General features: G+C 67.8%; 14 protein-coding genes. 7 read left to right on the top strand and 7 right to left on the bottom strand.

Going from position 1 to position 14,050, the window contains the following annotated elements; genetic code table 11:
• The 4 genes from GNT64_RS18905 to GNT64_RS18920 form a co-directional block, all read right to left on the bottom strand.
• Nucleotides 1-432, bottom strand: a complete 432-nt coding sequence (locus GNT64_RS18905) for a nuclear transport factor 2 family protein (protein WP_156680922.1) — start codon at nucleotides 430-432, stop codon at nucleotides 1-3.
• A gap of 60 nt (nucleotides 433-492) precedes the next feature.
• Nucleotides 493-3,042, bottom strand: coding sequence for a TonB-dependent receptor (locus tag GNT64_RS18910; protein WP_156680923.1), 2,550 nt, complete (start codon nucleotides 3,040-3,042; stop codon nucleotides 493-495).
• 61 nt (nucleotides 3,043-3,103) lie between these two features.
• Nucleotides 3,104-3,517: a nuclear transport factor 2 family protein gene (locus tag GNT64_RS18915; protein ID WP_156680924.1), complete on the bottom strand. Its 414-nt coding sequence runs from the start codon at nucleotides 3,515-3,517 to the stop codon at nucleotides 3,104-3,106.
• A gap of 156 nt (nucleotides 3,518-3,673) precedes the next feature.
• Nucleotides 3,674-4,030, bottom strand: a complete 357-nt coding sequence (locus GNT64_RS18920; RefSeq protein WP_156680925.1) for a Rieske (2Fe-2S) protein — start codon at nucleotides 4,028-4,030, stop codon at nucleotides 3,674-3,676.
• Nucleotides 4,031-4,214: 184 nt separating this feature from the next.
• On the opposite strand from GNT64_RS18920, the gene GNT64_RS18925 reads away from it, so the two are divergent.
• From GNT64_RS18925 to GNT64_RS18950, 6 genes are all read left to right on the top strand, one after another.
• The gene (locus GNT64_RS18925; protein WP_156680926.1) at nucleotides 4,215-4,961 is read left to right on the top strand and encodes an SDR family oxidoreductase; all 747 of its coding nucleotides are present in this window, start codon (nucleotides 4,215-4,217) and stop codon (nucleotides 4,959-4,961) included.
• Nucleotides 4,958-5,488, top strand: a complete 531-nt coding sequence (locus GNT64_RS18930; RefSeq protein ID WP_156680927.1) for a nuclear transport factor 2 family protein — start codon at nucleotides 4,958-4,960, stop codon at nucleotides 5,486-5,488. Before GNT64_RS18925 ends, GNT64_RS18930 begins: the two co-directional genes overlap by 4 nt.
• Nucleotides 5,489-5,617: 129 nt before the next feature.
• Nucleotides 5,618-6,925, top strand: a complete 1,308-nt coding sequence (locus GNT64_RS18935; protein ID WP_156680928.1) for an aromatic ring-hydroxylating oxygenase subunit alpha — start codon at nucleotides 5,618-5,620, stop codon at nucleotides 6,923-6,925.
• A 2-nt stretch (nucleotides 6,926-6,927) separates the two neighbouring features.
• The gene (locus GNT64_RS18940) at nucleotides 6,928-7,743 is read left to right on the top strand and encodes an SDR family NAD(P)-dependent oxidoreductase (protein WP_156680929.1); all 816 of its coding nucleotides are present in this window, start codon (nucleotides 6,928-6,930) and stop codon (nucleotides 7,741-7,743) included.
• The gene (locus tag GNT64_RS18945) at nucleotides 7,740-8,561 is read left to right on the top strand and encodes a sugar phosphate isomerase/epimerase family protein (protein WP_156680930.1); all 822 of its coding nucleotides are present in this window, start codon (nucleotides 7,740-7,742) and stop codon (nucleotides 8,559-8,561) included. Before GNT64_RS18940 ends, GNT64_RS18945 begins: the two co-directional genes overlap by 4 nt.
• A 35-nt stretch (nucleotides 8,562-8,596) precedes the next feature.
• Complete coding sequence (locus GNT64_RS18950) at nucleotides 8,597-9,613, top strand: NADP-dependent oxidoreductase (protein WP_156680931.1); 1,017 nt, start codon at nucleotides 8,597-8,599, stop codon at nucleotides 9,611-9,613.
• Here GNT64_RS18950 and GNT64_RS18955 read toward each other — a convergent pair.
• A complete protein-coding gene (locus GNT64_RS18955) occupies nucleotides 9,610-10,188 on the bottom strand; it encodes a nuclear transport factor 2 family protein (RefSeq protein WP_156680932.1) in 579 nt (192 codons plus the stop codon). The two genes, GNT64_RS18950 and GNT64_RS18955, sit on opposite strands and share 4 nt — an antisense overlap.
• Nucleotides 10,188-11,843 (bottom strand): AMP-binding protein, encoded by a 1,656-nt coding sequence (locus GNT64_RS18960; protein WP_156680933.1) that lies wholly within the window; start codon nucleotides 11,841-11,843, stop codon nucleotides 10,188-10,190. Before GNT64_RS18960 ends, GNT64_RS18955 begins: the two co-directional genes overlap by 1 nt.
• 170 nt (nucleotides 11,844-12,013) lie before the next feature.
• On the opposite strand from GNT64_RS18960, the gene GNT64_RS18965 reads away from it, so the two are divergent.
• Entirely contained in the window at nucleotides 12,014-13,192 is a 1,179-nt protein-coding gene (locus GNT64_RS18965) for an aromatic ring-hydroxylating oxygenase subunit alpha (protein WP_156680934.1), read from the top strand.
• An 80-nt stretch (nucleotides 13,193-13,272) separates the two neighbouring features.
• Here the strand turns inward: GNT64_RS18965 and GNT64_RS18970 are convergent, their stop codons facing one another.
• Nucleotides 13,273-14,034 (bottom strand): SDR family oxidoreductase, encoded by a 762-nt coding sequence (locus tag GNT64_RS18970; protein ID WP_156680935.1) that lies wholly within the window; start codon nucleotides 14,032-14,034, stop codon nucleotides 13,273-13,275.
• Nucleotides 14,035-14,050: the final 16 nt, after the last annotated feature.

Genomic DNA, 14,050 nt, shown 5'->3' on the forward strand with positions numbered 1-14,050 from the left:
TCAGGCGTCGATCGGCTCGCCCTTGGCGTCCATGTGGATCAGGTGCGTGTCGAAATAATAGGGCTTAACCTCGCACACCTGCTCGCCGCGGAACTCGAACCGCTCGGCGATCTCGATCGGGTAGCGCCGGCCCGTCTTGCGCGAGGTGACGTGCAGGGTGACGATGCCGTAGGCGAACCCGTCGCCGGCGGAGACGCCCGCCAGCTCGACCTCGGGATCGGACCAGAAGCCCATCACGTGCGGGAAGAGGTTCCGCATCGCCTGCTTGCCGGTGAAGAGGCCGCCATAGGGCAGGCTCTCGCACTCGACGATGCGGAAGTCCTCGGTGAAATATTCCTCCGCCGCATCCCAGTTGCCGACGGAGGTCAGCGCGTACAATTCCCTGACGATCTCGGCCATGCGGGTGGCGTCGGGGGCTGCGGCGTCGGTCATCGATACTCTCCGGGCAGGAAAAGGGCCGCTCTCTTGGGGAGAGCGGCCCGGAGGATCACCTCAGTAGCGGAAAGTCGCCTGCACCTGAACCGTGCGCGGCAGCGTGGCGAAGCCGAGCTGATCGGCGTGGACGCCCGCCAGCGTGCCGGTGCCGCTGCCGGTGGACGGGCCATCGACCACGCCGGTCACGTAGAAGCGGTTGGTGAGGTTCTTGCCGATGAGCGCGATCTCGTAGCGGTCGTCCTCGGTGCCGAAGCGGATGCTGGCATCGAGGTTGACATATTTGTTCTGCCGCGAGTCGTCGTTGCCGAAGCCGGAGGCGATGTAGCTGCTGTTGTAGCGCGCATCCACCGACGCGCCGAAGCGGAAGCCGTTGCCGACGACCTTGTCGTACGATGCGCCAAGCGTGCCGGTCCATTCCGGCGCGTTGGCGAGCGGCGCGCCGTTCAGATTCTGGCGGAAGGAGGTGGCACTGATCGGGAAGCACCCCTCGGACGGGCGCTGGCCCGCATAGCAGGGCGCCAGCGGGAAGTTGGTGTAGCGCGCGCGGTTGTAGTTGACCGAGCCGTGCAGGTTCAGGCCGTCGATCGAGCGCGGCGCATATTCGAACTCCACCTCGACGCCCTTGGTGCGGGCGTCGGCCGTCAGCGTCTGGAAGGCGAAGATCGGCGAGTTGAAGAAGTCGACCTGCAGATCCTTATACTTGAACGTGTAGAGGCCGACGTTGAAGCGCAGCTGGTTGTCCAGCAGCGTCGTCTTGGCGCCGAGCTCGAAGCCGCTCGCCTTTTCCGGTTCGAAGGTGAGATCGCCCGAAGGATCGTTCGAGAAGCTGGAGTTGATGCCGGAGTTTGAAAAGCCGCCCGATTTGTAAGCGGTCTTGTAGGCGCCGTAGAACAGCAGGCCGCGCATCGGCTTCCAGCTGATCGTCGCTTCCGGCGACCAGTTGTTGAAGGTCTGGTTGGCGGTGACGATGCCGAGCGGGGCGGTGGCATCGCGGAAGATGAACTGCAACGCGGAAATATTGTAATATTGGCCGAAGATGCTGTCCTTGGTCTCGTGCGTGTAGCGCACGCCGCCGGTGGCCTCGATCGTCTCGGCGAGTTTCCACGTCACCTGGCCGAAGGCGGCGAGCGTCTCGCCGTCGGTCGAGGAGTTCTTGGTGGTGGCGAGATAGCGGTTCTGCGCGGACTGGCTGCTGTCCTCCAGCCCGGCGAACATGATGTACTGCTCGAACTTGCGCTTGGTCTTCTGGTAGAGGCCGCCGACCATCACGTTGATCGGCCCGTCATAGGTGGTCAGCGCGCGCAGCTCGGACGAGAAGGCGTGCCAGGTCGAGTTCTCGGTCGCCCAGGTGCCGGTGTTGCTCGACTGGAAGTCGCAGGCGCAGGTCCACTGGTTGTTGTTCCAATTATAGTTGGTCACGGACGTGAAGGTCACGTCGTCCAGCACGTAGTTGATCGTGCCGGTGGTGCCATAGGACTTGTAGCGATTGTAGAGCGAGCCGTCTTCCTTGGCGAAGGGGAAGTTGGGGGCGATATCAGTCGGGATCTTGTTCTGGTGGGTAACGAAGTGATCCTTGCACTGGTACTTCGGGTTCAGCGTGCTTACGCCACCGCCGTTCTCGCAGTTGAAGTTCACATAGTTCCAGGACGAATTGTTCACCTTGTTATAGTCGCCGGACGCCTTCAGCGTGGCGGTGAGCTGGTCGGTCGGCTCCCACTTCAGGGTGACGCGGCCGAGCAGTTCCTTCTCGCCCGGCTCGTTGCGGGCGGCGGGCTGGGCGACGTGATTGGTCGTCACGCCGTTGACGATGTTGAGCGTCGCATAGTTGACCGGATCGGCGACGTTCTTGAAATAGCCGTCGAACATCTTGGAGCCGCGCACCGCCACGCGCAGGCCAAGCGTGTCGGTGAGCGGGCCGGAGCCGACGAACTCGCCCTGCACCTGCTGCGAGCGGAACTCGTAGCCGGCGCGCGCGCGGAACTCGACCTTGTCGGTGGGATCGGCGGAGGTGATCGAGACCACGCCGGCGGTGGCGTTCTTGCCGAAGAACAGCGCCTGCGGACCCTTCAGGATCTCCAGCCGGGCGAGATCGAAGAAGCCTTCCTGGATGATGCGGCCCTGGCCGTAATAGACGCCGTCCACCACGACCGCGACCGACTGCTCGATGCCGATCGAGGTGGAGGAGGAGCCGATGCCGCGCAGGGTGAGCTGCGCGCCCGAGCCGTTGGAGGCGCGGCCCACGGAGAAGTTCGGCGTGCGCGCGGCGACCTTCTCCAGGCTCGTCAGGTCCTGCCGCTGGATCTGCACCTCGGAGAGCGCGGTGACGGCGACCGGCACGTCCTGCACGCTTTCCGCGCGCTTGCGGGCGGTGACGACGATGTCCTCCAGGCCGCCCTGCTGCTGGGTCGTGTCGTTCACGGCGCTCTGGTTCTGGCCGGGGGCGACGCCGCCCTCAACGGGCGAAGCCGGCACGGTTTCGGCCGGTACGGGCGCCGCCTCGGTGCCGGGCGCGGTGGACTGTGCCTGCGCCTGCGCGGTGAAGAAGAGGGTGGCGGCAACGGCGAAGAGTGCCGACCCGCGGTGCAGGATCGGCTTGTGGATGCTCATGGTCTGTCTCCCTGGGCGATGCCGCTTTATTGCGGCTTATCGTGTGATCGATGGTGGGGCCTCAGCCCCGGTGGATGTTGCGGAAGATGCGGCGCTGGAACACCCAGCGGCCGTCCTCGCGGATGCAGGTATCCTCGTAGGTGCCGCGGTCGCGCTTCACGTTGCCGCCGGCGTCGTTGTAGACTTCCGAAGTATAGGCTGTGACCTTGGCGGTATCTCCGTCCACCTCGATCGATCCGGGATTGGAGACGAAGATCACGCCGGGATAATGCTTCATCGCCTCCACCCAGGTCGCGACGATGTTCTCGCGGCCGGTGGGCGTGCCGAACTCCGGATAGTCCGGCATGCTCCAATATGCGTCCTTCGCCCAGCACTCTCCCCACGCGGCCGCATCGTTGCGGACGACGGCGTCGGCATAGGCATCCAGCAGCTCGCGTATGGCCAGACGATCTTCGGTAGGGCCGGTGAAGGGCATCAATCTCTCCCGCTGCATCGCGCCAGATTGCACGTTATCGGCATAACGGCGGCGTTCCGCGGCGGAGGATAGAAGCCTCCTTTCGGATGATGGCACTACGACATTCGCTAGGCGTGGCGGGGCTGCCACAGTGGATCCGCTTTATGTCGGACGGCGTCAGCCCGGGCGGCGCACCGGCTCATGCTCGTGGCCCGGCTTCTCGTCCGGCACGGCGACCTCGATCCATCCGTCGGCGAGGCGGTGGGCGAACGTCTTGAGCGGGCGATAGGCGCCGCCGATGCACGCGCCGCCCGCCAGATCGAAGCGGGCGCCGTGCAGCGGGCACATGATGGCGCCGCGGCGCACCCGCCCATCGCTCAGCAAGGCATTGGCGTGGGTGCACTTGTCGACGACGGCGAAGATCGCGCCGTCCGCCCGGCAGACGGCCACCGGCCAGCCGTTCAGGATGACGCCCACGGCCTTGTTGTCGCCCAGATCGGCATCGGCAAGGGCGCGGTGGAAGGTTTCGGTCATGATCGTCCCGGCGGGTGCTGCGGTGCCGGCGCCGCCGGCGGGCGCACGCCATAGCCGCAAACGCGCGCGGCAGGGAGGGGCATCCGAACGGCCGTCCGCGCAAAAGGATAGGTGCCAGCCGCCGGGCTCGCCGCCATCGTGCCGGCAACGGTTCCGCGCACGCGGGCCGGACGAGGAGAGGCGGATGGGTCGGGTCGCGGGCAAGGTGTGCATCGTCACGGGCGCGGGATCGGGCCTGGGCGCGGCGGACGCGCGCCGGCTGGCCGAGGAGGGCGCGCAGGTGGTGCTCACCGACGTGAACGCCGCCGCCGTCCAAGCCGTCGCCGCCGGCATCCCCGGCGCGGTGGCGCTGGCGCACGACGTGACGGACGAGGCGCGCTGGGCCGAGGTGGTGGCGGAGACGCTGTCCCGCTTCGGCCGGCTGGACGTGCTCGTCAACAATGCCGGCCTGGTCAAGTTCGCCAGCGTGGAGGCATGCTCGCTGGTCGATTTCCGGCTGCACAATGCGGTGATGAACGAGGGCACGTTCCTCGGCTGCAAGCATGCGATCCCGGCGATGGCGCAAGGCGGCGGCGGATCGATCGTCAACATGGCGTCGGTCGCGGCGACGAAGGGCGTGTCGACGATCGTCGCCTACAGCGCCGCCAAGGGCGCGATCGTGGCGATGAGCCGCAGCATCGCGGTGCACTGCCAGGAGCAGGGCTACGGCATACGCTGCAACGTGCTGGTGCCCGGCGCCCACGACACGCCGATGACGGCGGCGGCGCTGGCGCTGCTGCCGCCGGAATCCGCCGGCCTCGGCCAGATACAGGGGCACGGGCAGGGCAGGCCGGAGGACGTCGCGAACCTCGTCCTGTTCCTCGCATCAGATGAATCGCGGCAGATCACCGGCACCCAGATCGTGATCGACAACGGGGAGACGATGGCGTGAAACCGTTCGACCTAGAGGCGGAGGTGCGCGACCTGTGCGCGCGCCGCGACATCCAGGCGGCCCATTTCCGCTACATGCGCGGGCAGGACCGGCTGCTGCCCGATCTGCAGCGCAGCGCCTTCCACGCCGACGCGTGGGACGATTGCGGCATCATGGCGGGGCCGTATACCGAGTTCGTCGATTTCGCGCAGGGGCTACTGGCCGGCTTCACGTCCAGCCAGCATCTCACCGGCCAGATGGACATCACCGTGGAGGGTGACGTCGCCCATGGCGAGATCTACTTCATCGCGCAGCACCGCATCGTCGAGGATGGCGAGGACAAGGATCTGTTCGTCGCCGGCCGCTACATCGATCGCTACGAGTGCCGCGACGGCGACTGGCGCATCGCCCGGCGCAAGGAACTGATCGACTGGGCGCGCACCGACAAGGCGAGCGACAGCTTCCTCGCATCGGCGGCGGTGCCGGCCGACGCGATGGGCGCGCGCGGCGAAGCGGATTTCAGCACCCACCGCCGCTGGCCGGCCTGAGGGCGGTTCCAACCTCTCACTTTTGCGGATCGGGCGCGCAGGCCGCGCCGTGCTAAGGTTCGCCGCAATGCCTGACGCATGCAGGCCCTGACGAGTGTGGCGGCGCGGCCGCCAGAGGAGACCGGATCGATGACCGTCGAAACCTTCATGGGGAAGCGCCTGGCCGAATATGACCCGCCGATCCGCGGCGATGCGATAACCGGCGACCGCTACTATTCGAAGGAGTGGATGGAGAAGGAGTGGAACGGCCTGTGGACGCGCATCTGGCACGTCGGCGGGCTGATGAACGACCTGCAGGAGCCGGGCGACTATCTGGTCCACAACTTCCTGCGTGAATCGGTGCTGATGATCCGCCAGGAGGACGGTTCCGTCCGCGCGTTCTTCAACGCCTGCCGGCATCGCGGCAACCGCCTCGTCTGGTCCGAGGTGGGCTTCGGCGATGCGATCACCTGCTCCTACCACGGCTGGAAGTGGGGTATCGACGGCACGCTGGTGCACGCGCAGGACGCCGAGGATTTCGCCGGCGGCAATCCGTGCGGCAAGGTGAAGCTGGTCGAGATACGCTGCGCCGTGTGGGGCGGCTTCGTCTGGTACAATATGGACCAGAACGCCAAGCCGCTGGAGGAGTGGCTGGCGCCGCTGCCCGAGCAGATGAAGAACTACCAGATGGAGACGATGAAGCGCGTCCTCTACGTGGAGGCCGTGATCGACTGCAACTGGAAGATCATCCGCGACAATTTCAACGAGAGCTATCATCTGCCGACGTTGCATCCGGAGCTGGCGACCTTCATCGACGACGATTACACCGACACCAGCTTCGAAATGTATCCGAGCGGCCACAATCGCATGGTGCAGAAGGGCTGCTCGCCGTCCAACCGGCTCGACCTGCCGGAGGCGCTGGAGGCGCCGCTGAGCGACATCCTGGCCGAGTGGGGGATGGATCCGGAGGAGTATAAGGGTCGCGCCAAGGAAGCGCGCCTCGCCTTGCAGAAGCAGAAGCGGGAGCTGGGCCGGCAGCGCGGCTTCAAGCATCACGACACGATGACGGACAGCCAGCTGACCGACTATTACCACTACACGCTGTGGCCGAACCTGACCCTGACGATGAGCCCGGACGGCTTCCAGGTGCTGCGGTCGGAGCCGCACCCGACCGATCCAGAGAAGTGCATCTTCCAGCATTGGTATCTGATGCCGCCGGTGGAGGGGCGCGACGAGGTGGTCACGCCCGTCGGCACCGTCCCCTTCGGCGACAACGAGAAGGAGATCGTGATCTACGGCGAGAAGTCGCTCGGCTTCGTCGCGGATCAGGACATGTCGATCGCCATCGGCCAGCAGCAGGGGTTGCATTCGCGCGGCTACACCGGCGGCGTGATCTCCGGTCAGGAGAAGCGCATCCAGCGCTTCCACGAGCTTCTCAACGACGCGGTGGGGCATTGAACGTGGCAGGACGTCTGGAAGGCAAGGTCGCGCTCGTCATCGGTGCGGCCGGCAAGGACAATATGGGGCAGACCATCGCCCGCCGCTTCACCGCCGAGGGCGCGAAGGTGGTGGTCGCCGGCCGCCGCATGGACGAGCTGGAGCGCATCGCCGATGAGATCGGCGGCGTGGCCGCCCGGGTGGACGTGACGAGCAAGGCCGATCTGGTGGCCGCCGCCGATCTGGCGAAGACGACGTTCGGCTTCCTCGACATCGGCCTCAACGCGACCGGCTGGGGGCTGCTGAAGGGCTTTCAGGAGACGACCGAGGCCGAGTTCGACGAGATGAGCGCGCTCCAGTTCAAGGGGCCGTTCCTGTTCATGCAGGCGATGATCGCGGCGATGGACGACAAGGCCGGCGGGCGCGGCGGATCGATCATCCAGATCTCGTCCGCCACCGCCAAGATCATGCTGAACGATCATGCCGCCTACATGGGCGCCAAGGCGGGCACCGATCACATCATCCGCGTGGTGGCGCACGAGTTCGGCATGAACGGCATCCGCGCCAACTCGATCTCGCCGGGGCTGACGGAATCGCCGATGACGTCGGGCCACATGGCCGTGCCGGGGCTGACGGAGAGCTTCCTCAAGGGCTATCCGCTGGGCCGGATCGGCACTTCCGAGGATATCGCCGCCGCCGCCGTGTTCCTCGCATCCGACGAATGTTTCATGACGGGCGAGAATCTGCAGGTGAACGGCGGCCTCACCCTGCGCCGCAACCCCACCCGCGAGGAAACCGCCGAGGCGATCGCCGCCGCCGCGCAACGCGCCGCCGCGTGACGGCCGCAGGCACAGGCGGCGCAGGCGGCCACGCGATCTCGCTCGCGTCCGGGGTGGTGCCGGAATTCGGGCCGATCGAGACGATCGACGCGGCGGTGGCCGGCGGCTTCGATGCCGTCGGCCTGTGGATCGAGCCGGCCGACTGGACGGACGCCACCACGCGGGCGGCGAAGGCGCGGCTCGCCGACGCCGGGCTGCCGCTGCTGGACGTCGAGGTGGTGTGGATCAAGCCGGGGCCGCTGGACCCCGATCATCTGCGCATCATCGATATCGGGGCGGAGATGGGCGCGGCCAACGTGCTGGTCGTCAGCTCCGATCCCGATCAAGGCGCCACGGCCGCGAAGTTTGCCCGGCTGTGCGCCCATGGCGGCGAGCGCGGCATGCGGATCGCGCTGGAATTCGGCATGTTCACCGATGTGAAGACGATCGATCAGGCGCTGGCGGTGATCGCCGCCGCCGGCGATCCGGCGGCGGCGCTGCTCGTCGATCCGATCCACCTCTCGCGCTCCGGCGGCAGCCCGGAGGATGTCGCCGCGGTGCCGCGCCACCTGCTGCCCTACGCGCAGATGTGCGACGCGGTGGCGATCGGGCCGGACCCACACGACTTCGACGGCATCATCCGCGAGGCGGTGGACGAGCGGCTGCAGACCGGCGAAGGCGCGCTGCCGCTGGCGGCGGTGATGCGGGCGCTGCCGGACAGGGTGCCGCTGAGCATCGAGCTCCGCTCCAAAGCGCTGCGCGACGCCTTTCCCGATCCCGGCGCGCGGGCGAAGGCGGTGGCGGATGCGACGCGGCGGTTCCTGGCGACGCTGAACTGACCCCTCCCGCCCGAGACGCGACCCCGAGGATTGCCATGACCCACAACCGCCGCTTCACCCTCGTCCGCCGGCCGCAGGGCACGCCAGTCGCGGAGGATTTCGCCCTCGTCAGCGAGCCGCTGCCCGACCTGGCCGAGGGCGAGGTATTGGTGCGCAACGCCTATGCCTCGCTCGATCCGGCGATCCGCGGCTGGCTGGACGATGCGCCATCCTATCTCCCGCCGGTGCGGCTGGGCGATCCGGTGCGGGCGACGACGATCGGCCGCGCGGTGCGTTCGCGCGATCCGGCGATCGCCGAGGGGCAGTGGATGCTGGGGCTGAACGCCATCGAGGAGTATTCGGTGGCGCGCCCCGGCGGCTTCACCGCGCCGGTGGACGCGTCCGCCGCGCCGTCCGTCACCAACTTCCTCTCGGTGTTCGGCGCGGTGGGCATGACGGCCTATTTCGGGCTGATCGAGGTCGGCCGGCCGCAGGCGGGGGAGACGGTGCTGGTCTCGGGCGCGGCGGGCGCGGTCGGTTCGCTGGTCGGGCAGATCGCCAAGCGGCTCGGCTGCCGCACCGTCGGCATCGCCGGCGGCCCGGACAAGTGCCGCCGGCTGATCGAGGATTACGGCTACGATGCCGCGATCGACTATCGCGGCAGATCGGTGGAGGCGCTTGCCGCCGAGATCGGCAAGGCGGCGCCGGACGGCGTGGACGTGATCTTCGAGAATGTCGGCGGCGACATATTGGACGCCGGGCTGCTGCACATCAACCGCTTCGCCCGGATCGCGCTCTGCGGCCTGATCGCCGAGTATAACAGCGTCACCGGCCCGGTCGGCGCGCGCAACCTGTGGCAGCTGATCGTGAAGACGGCGCGGATCGAGGGCCTGCTCGTCAGCAACTATATCCCGCGCTTTCCCGAAGGCGCGGCGGCGATGGGCAAGTGGCTGGCCGAGGGCGGCCTGCGCGTGGACGAGCATATCGACGAGGGGATCGAGAATGCGCTGCCCGCCTTCCTGCGCCTGTTCGAGGGCAGCAACGAGGGCAAGATGATCCTGAAGCTGGATTAGTCCTGACGATCGCCGGCGCTACCGCCGGCGAAGTTGGCGTAGGAGGCGTCGCCCGGCCCCCGCTCGCCGAACACCCAGCCGGCGAGGGCCGGGCGATCCCATTTGTCGGTGGCGGGCGCCTCCGCATTCCAGTCGAACACGGCGTGGCGGTGGCTGAACCGCCAGGCGCCGTCCCGCCGCTCGAAGCGATCGAGGTAGCGGCCGCCGGCGACCATGAACTGGTCCGGCGCGCCGGCCTCGGCGGCCAGGAAGATGCCGCTCTTCTCCGCCGCGATCAGGTGGTGGGCGATGAAGTAGGTCTCGGCGCGGGCCTGGTCGCCGTCCAGCTCGATCAGGATGTTGCCGATCATGTGCTGGGTAAGGCGCATGTTCGCCAGCACGCCCATCACCCACGGCACGAAATCGGCGGCGGTGCCGCGGAACATGCCGTGATCGTCGGTGGCGTCGGCGTGGAACAGCCCGCGCATCAGATCGGCGTCGCAGCGGTCCACCGCGCGCGCCATGCGATAGATCAGCTCGGTGATCGCCTGCTTGGATACCAGCGCGCGCATCTCCTCGTCGAGCGCGGCGTCCATTAGCCTTCCGCCTCGACCAGCGCCTTGATCTGAAGGCGCAGCTGATCCTTGCGCACCTTGCCGGAGGCCGTGCGCGGGAAATCGGCGACGATCTCGATCCGCTCGGGCCGCTTCTGCTTGGCGAGGCCGTGCTGGCCGACGAAGGCGCCCACGGCGGCGAAATCGGGCGGCGTCTCGCCCCGCACGATCAGGAAGGCGCAGATCCCCTCGCCAAGCCGGTCGTGCGGCATCGAGACGACGGCCGCCTCGGCGATGGCGGGGTGGAGGTGGAGGACGTCCTCTATCTCCTTGGCGCTGATATTCTCGCCGCCGCGGATGATGAGGTCCTTCTTGCGCCCGGTGATCAGCAGCGCGCGCTCCGGCGTCAGCCGGCCGAGATCGCCGGTGCGGAAATAGCCATCGTCGGTCAGCGCCTCGCGGGTCTGCGCCTCGCTGGCATAGCCCATGAACATCGCCGGGCCGCGCGCCACGATCTCGCCTTCCTCGCCGGCGGCCACGTCGTTGCCGGCATCGTCGAGGAAGCGGACGTCATAGTCGACGATCTCGCCGTCGGTGGTGGCGGCAAGCTCCCCGTCCGCCGGCCAGCCGAGCGTGACGAGCGGCACTTCCGAACTGCCGTAGACGCGGAAGGCGGGCGCCTGGGCCAGCGCGGCGTTGGCGCTGCGCACCACCTCCGGCGGCACGGCCGCGCCGCCGCAGGCAAAGTAGCGCAGCGACGGCAGATCGGTGCCGGCGGCGTGCGCCTTCAGGGCGAGCTCCTGAAGGAAGGGCGTCGCCGCGACGGTGCCGACGACATCGTGGCGAACGATCAGGTCGAGCGCCTCGTCGGCGTTCCAGCTCTCCATCAGCACGGTGCGGGTGCCGATGAGGAACGGCAGCTCCAGTCCGTTCGAATAGCCGCTGATATGGGTGACGGGCGAGGGCATCAGGATCGCGTCGCCCGGCTGCACGCCCCAGTGGCGCATGCCCGGCTGCACCGCGCGGGCCAGCGTGTTGTGGCTGTGCAGCACGCCCTTGGGCTTGCCGGTGGTGCCGGAGGTGTAGAGCAGCATCTTCACCGCATCCGGGTCCACGCGCGGCGCGGCCAGCGTGCGCCCGCGCCCGGCGGCGACGAGTTCCTCGTAGCCAAGGCCGCCGCGCGTGCCGCGCACGGTGGCGAGATGGTCCATGTCCGGCAGGTCGGGTCGCAGCCGTTCCGCCATCGCGGCGAAATCGGTGCCGCGGAACGTCTCGGCGACGAACAGCAGGCGGCTGCGGCTGTCCGCCATCATGTGGCGCACCTCGGCGTCGCGGTAGATGATGACGATCGGGTTGACGACGAGGCCGGCGAGCGCGCAGGCGAGATTGATGACGGCCGCCTCGTACCAGTTGGGCGTCTGAAAGCTCACCACGTCGCCGGTTTCGAGGCCGAGGTCGCCGAACGAGACCGCGAGCGCCTCCGCATCGCCGAGCAGGGAGGCATAAGTGGGCGCCGCCGGATCGCCGAGGAAGACGGGCGCGTCCGGCGCGCGTTCGGCCCAGGCGCGGGCGCGGGTGGCGATCGTCTCGTCCTGCCACACGCCGGCGTCGCGATAGCGGGCGAGATGGGAGGCCGGGGGGGCGAGCCAGGCCCACGGATAGGCGCGGGCGGGGGCGGGTGCGATCGTCTGGCTCATGCACCCGACCATGGCGGCGCGTGCGCCCCGTGCAACGCGACATTCTGTTAGGTTCGGCCCGCCACCTGTGACTGATTGCAGGTGACAGGCCCACGCGCCGCACGGTAGCGAACAGCGAAGTTGCACGCGTCTGCCAGTTTGACGCCGGAGCCGGGAAGAGGACCGCGAATATGGATCGTGCCGATCATGGCGACGTCGCCGAGATCCTGCTGGACTATGTGGAGCGCGACGAGACGTTCCAGAGCGACAAGATCCTCTCCGTGCCGACCAGCGCCTACACCGATCCGGCGCTCTGGCAGAAGGAGATGGACGTCATCTTCAAGCGCGTGCCGCTGATGCTGGCGCTCTCCTGCGAGCTGCCGCAGCCCGGCAGCTACAAGGCGATGGACGCGATGGGCCTGCCCATCCTCATCACGCGCGACAAGGCGGGCACGGCGCACGTCTTCCTCAACGTCTGCTCGCATCGCGGATCGCCCGTGGTGCTGGGCGAGGGGCATGGCAATTGCGCGCGGCTCGTCTGCCCCTATCACGCCTGGAGCTTCGGGCTGGACGGCAAGCTGCTCGCCGTGTCCGACCGGGCCAAGTTCGGCGATATCGACAAGTCCACCCGTGGCCTCACCGAACTGCCCTCGCTGGAGAAGGGCGGCATGATCTTCGGCGTGCTGACGCCGGGCGAGGCGATCGACGCGGACGGTTTCTTCCAGGGCATGCTGGACGATTTCGACGATCAGGATTTCGCCAACTGGACCTTCCTGGGCGCGCGCGTGATCCACGGCGCGAACTGGAAGGTGGCCTATGACGGCTATCTCGAAGGCTATCACTTCGCCACCCTGCACCCCAAGACGATCCACCCGCGCACCTTCTCCAACCTGACGCACTATGAATCGTTCGGGCCGCACCAGCGGATCGGCTTCGCCCAGACCAGCATCGCCGAGAAGCTGAAGGCGGTGCCGCGCGAGGAGTGGGCGCGCAAGGAGAATGACGGGTTCGATTTCGTCCGCATCCTGTTTCCCAACGTCTCCGCCTTCCTGGCGCCGGAGATCGCCCAGATCGCCCAGCTGTTCCCCGGGCCGACGCCGGCGGAGAACCGCACCGTGCTGCTCTACGCCCGCCGCGAGGCACCGCGCGACGAGGCGGATCGCGAGCAGCTGGAAAACATGATCAACTTCCTGCGCGACGTGACCTACGAGGAGGATTACGTCATCGGCCTCCAGATCCAGAAGGGGCTGGAAGCGAACGCGCACAAGGACGTGATTTTCGGCCGCAACGAGCGCGGCAACCAGTTCTTCCACGAGGTGGTGGACTGGTATCTGGCGGGCGACACGTCGCGCCCGATGCCGGTGATGTGACTATCGCGAGCCTTTCGGCGCGCTGATCGCGCGCAGCGACGCCTGCCCCTCCCCTGAAAGGGAGGGGCTTTCGTTTCTCGTCAGTGGGCGGTGAAGCCGCCGTCGATCACCATCGACGATGCCGTCATGAAGCTGGCGGCGGGCGAGAGCAGGAAGACGACGCCGTTGGCGATCTCCTCCGGATTGCCCATGCGGCCGATCGGGTGATCGGCGATCGTGCCGGCGCGGCCGACGGCGACACTGGGAATCGCGCCGACATCGACGTAGCGCTGAATGATCGAATCGATCATCGGCGTCTCCACCCCGCCCGGATGCATCGCATTGACGCGGATGTTGTAGCCGAGCGCGGCGAACTCGATCGCGCTGCACTTGCTGAACAGGTTCACCGCCGCCTTGCTGGCGCAGTAGGCCGAGTTGAACGCCGCGCCGTAGAGGCCCCCGACCGACGAGAAATTGACGACCGAGGCGCCGCCGAACCGTGTCTTCCCGCTGGTCTTCAGCAGCGGCAGGGTCGCCTGCAGGCCGATCAGGATGCTTTCCACGTTGATCGCCTGCACGCGGCGCCATGCCGCCAGCGAATTGCTCTCGACCGATTCGACGATCGAGATGCCGGCATTGTTGACGAGGCAGTCGAGCCGGCCGTGCTTCTCCGCGATCATGTCGGCGATGCGCTGCCAGTCCGCCTCGCTCGTCACGTCGTGGGCGATCACGCCCTCGCTCTCGCGCACGTCGGTGGCGATCGCCTCGCCGCCCGCCGCGCGGATCGCGGCGACGGTGGCGGCGCCGATGCCGCCGGACGCGCCGGTGACGAGCGCGACGGATCCTTCGAGCGGGTTGGTCATGGGCGGTCTCTCCTCA

It is taken from the genome of Sphingomonas profundi, assembly GCF_009739515.1.
Lineage (GTDB): Bacteria > Pseudomonadota > Alphaproteobacteria > Sphingomonadales > Sphingomonadaceae > Alterirhizorhabdus > Alterirhizorhabdus profundi.

Bases quoted from the DNA above. Each gene is read 5' to 3' on its own strand.
- GNT64_RS18935 (WP_156680928.1), top strand. From the start codon at position 5,618: ATGACCGTCGAAACCTTCATGGGGAAGCGCCTGGCCGAATATGACCCG.
- GNT64_RS18925 (WP_156680926.1), top strand. From the start codon at position 4,215: ATGGGTCGGGTCGCGGGCAAGGTGTGCATCGTCACGGGCGCGGGATCG.
- GNT64_RS18970 (WP_156680935.1), bottom strand. From the start codon at position 14,034: ATGACCAACCCGCTCGAAGGATCCGTCGCGCTCGTCACCGGCGCGTCC.
- GNT64_RS18910 (WP_156680923.1), bottom strand. From the start codon at position 3,042: ATGAGCATCCACAAGCCGATCCTGCACCGCGGGTCGGCACTCTTCGCC.
- GNT64_RS18950 (WP_156680931.1), top strand. From the start codon at position 8,597: ATGACCCACAACCGCCGCTTCACCCTCGTCCGCCGGCCGCAGGGCACG.
- GNT64_RS18905 (WP_156680922.1), bottom strand. From the start codon at position 432: ATGACCGACGCCGCAGCCCCCGACGCCACCCGCATGGCCGAGATCGTC.
- GNT64_RS18960 (WP_156680933.1), bottom strand. From the start codon at position 11,843: ATGAGCCAGACGATCGCACCCGCCCCCGCCCGCGCCTATCCGTGGGCC.
- GNT64_RS18920 (WP_156680925.1), bottom strand. From the start codon at position 4,030: ATGACCGAAACCTTCCACCGCGCCCTTGCCGATGCCGATCTGGGCGAC.
- GNT64_RS18965 (WP_156680934.1), top strand. From the start codon at position 12,014: ATGGATCGTGCCGATCATGGCGACGTCGCCGAGATCCTGCTGGACTAT.
- GNT64_RS18955 (WP_156680932.1), bottom strand. From the start codon at position 10,188: ATGGACGCCGCGCTCGACGAGGAGATGCGCGCGCTGGTATCCAAGCAG.
- GNT64_RS18915 (WP_156680924.1), bottom strand. From the start codon at position 3,517: ATGCCCTTCACCGGCCCTACCGAAGATCGTCTGGCCATACGCGAGCTG.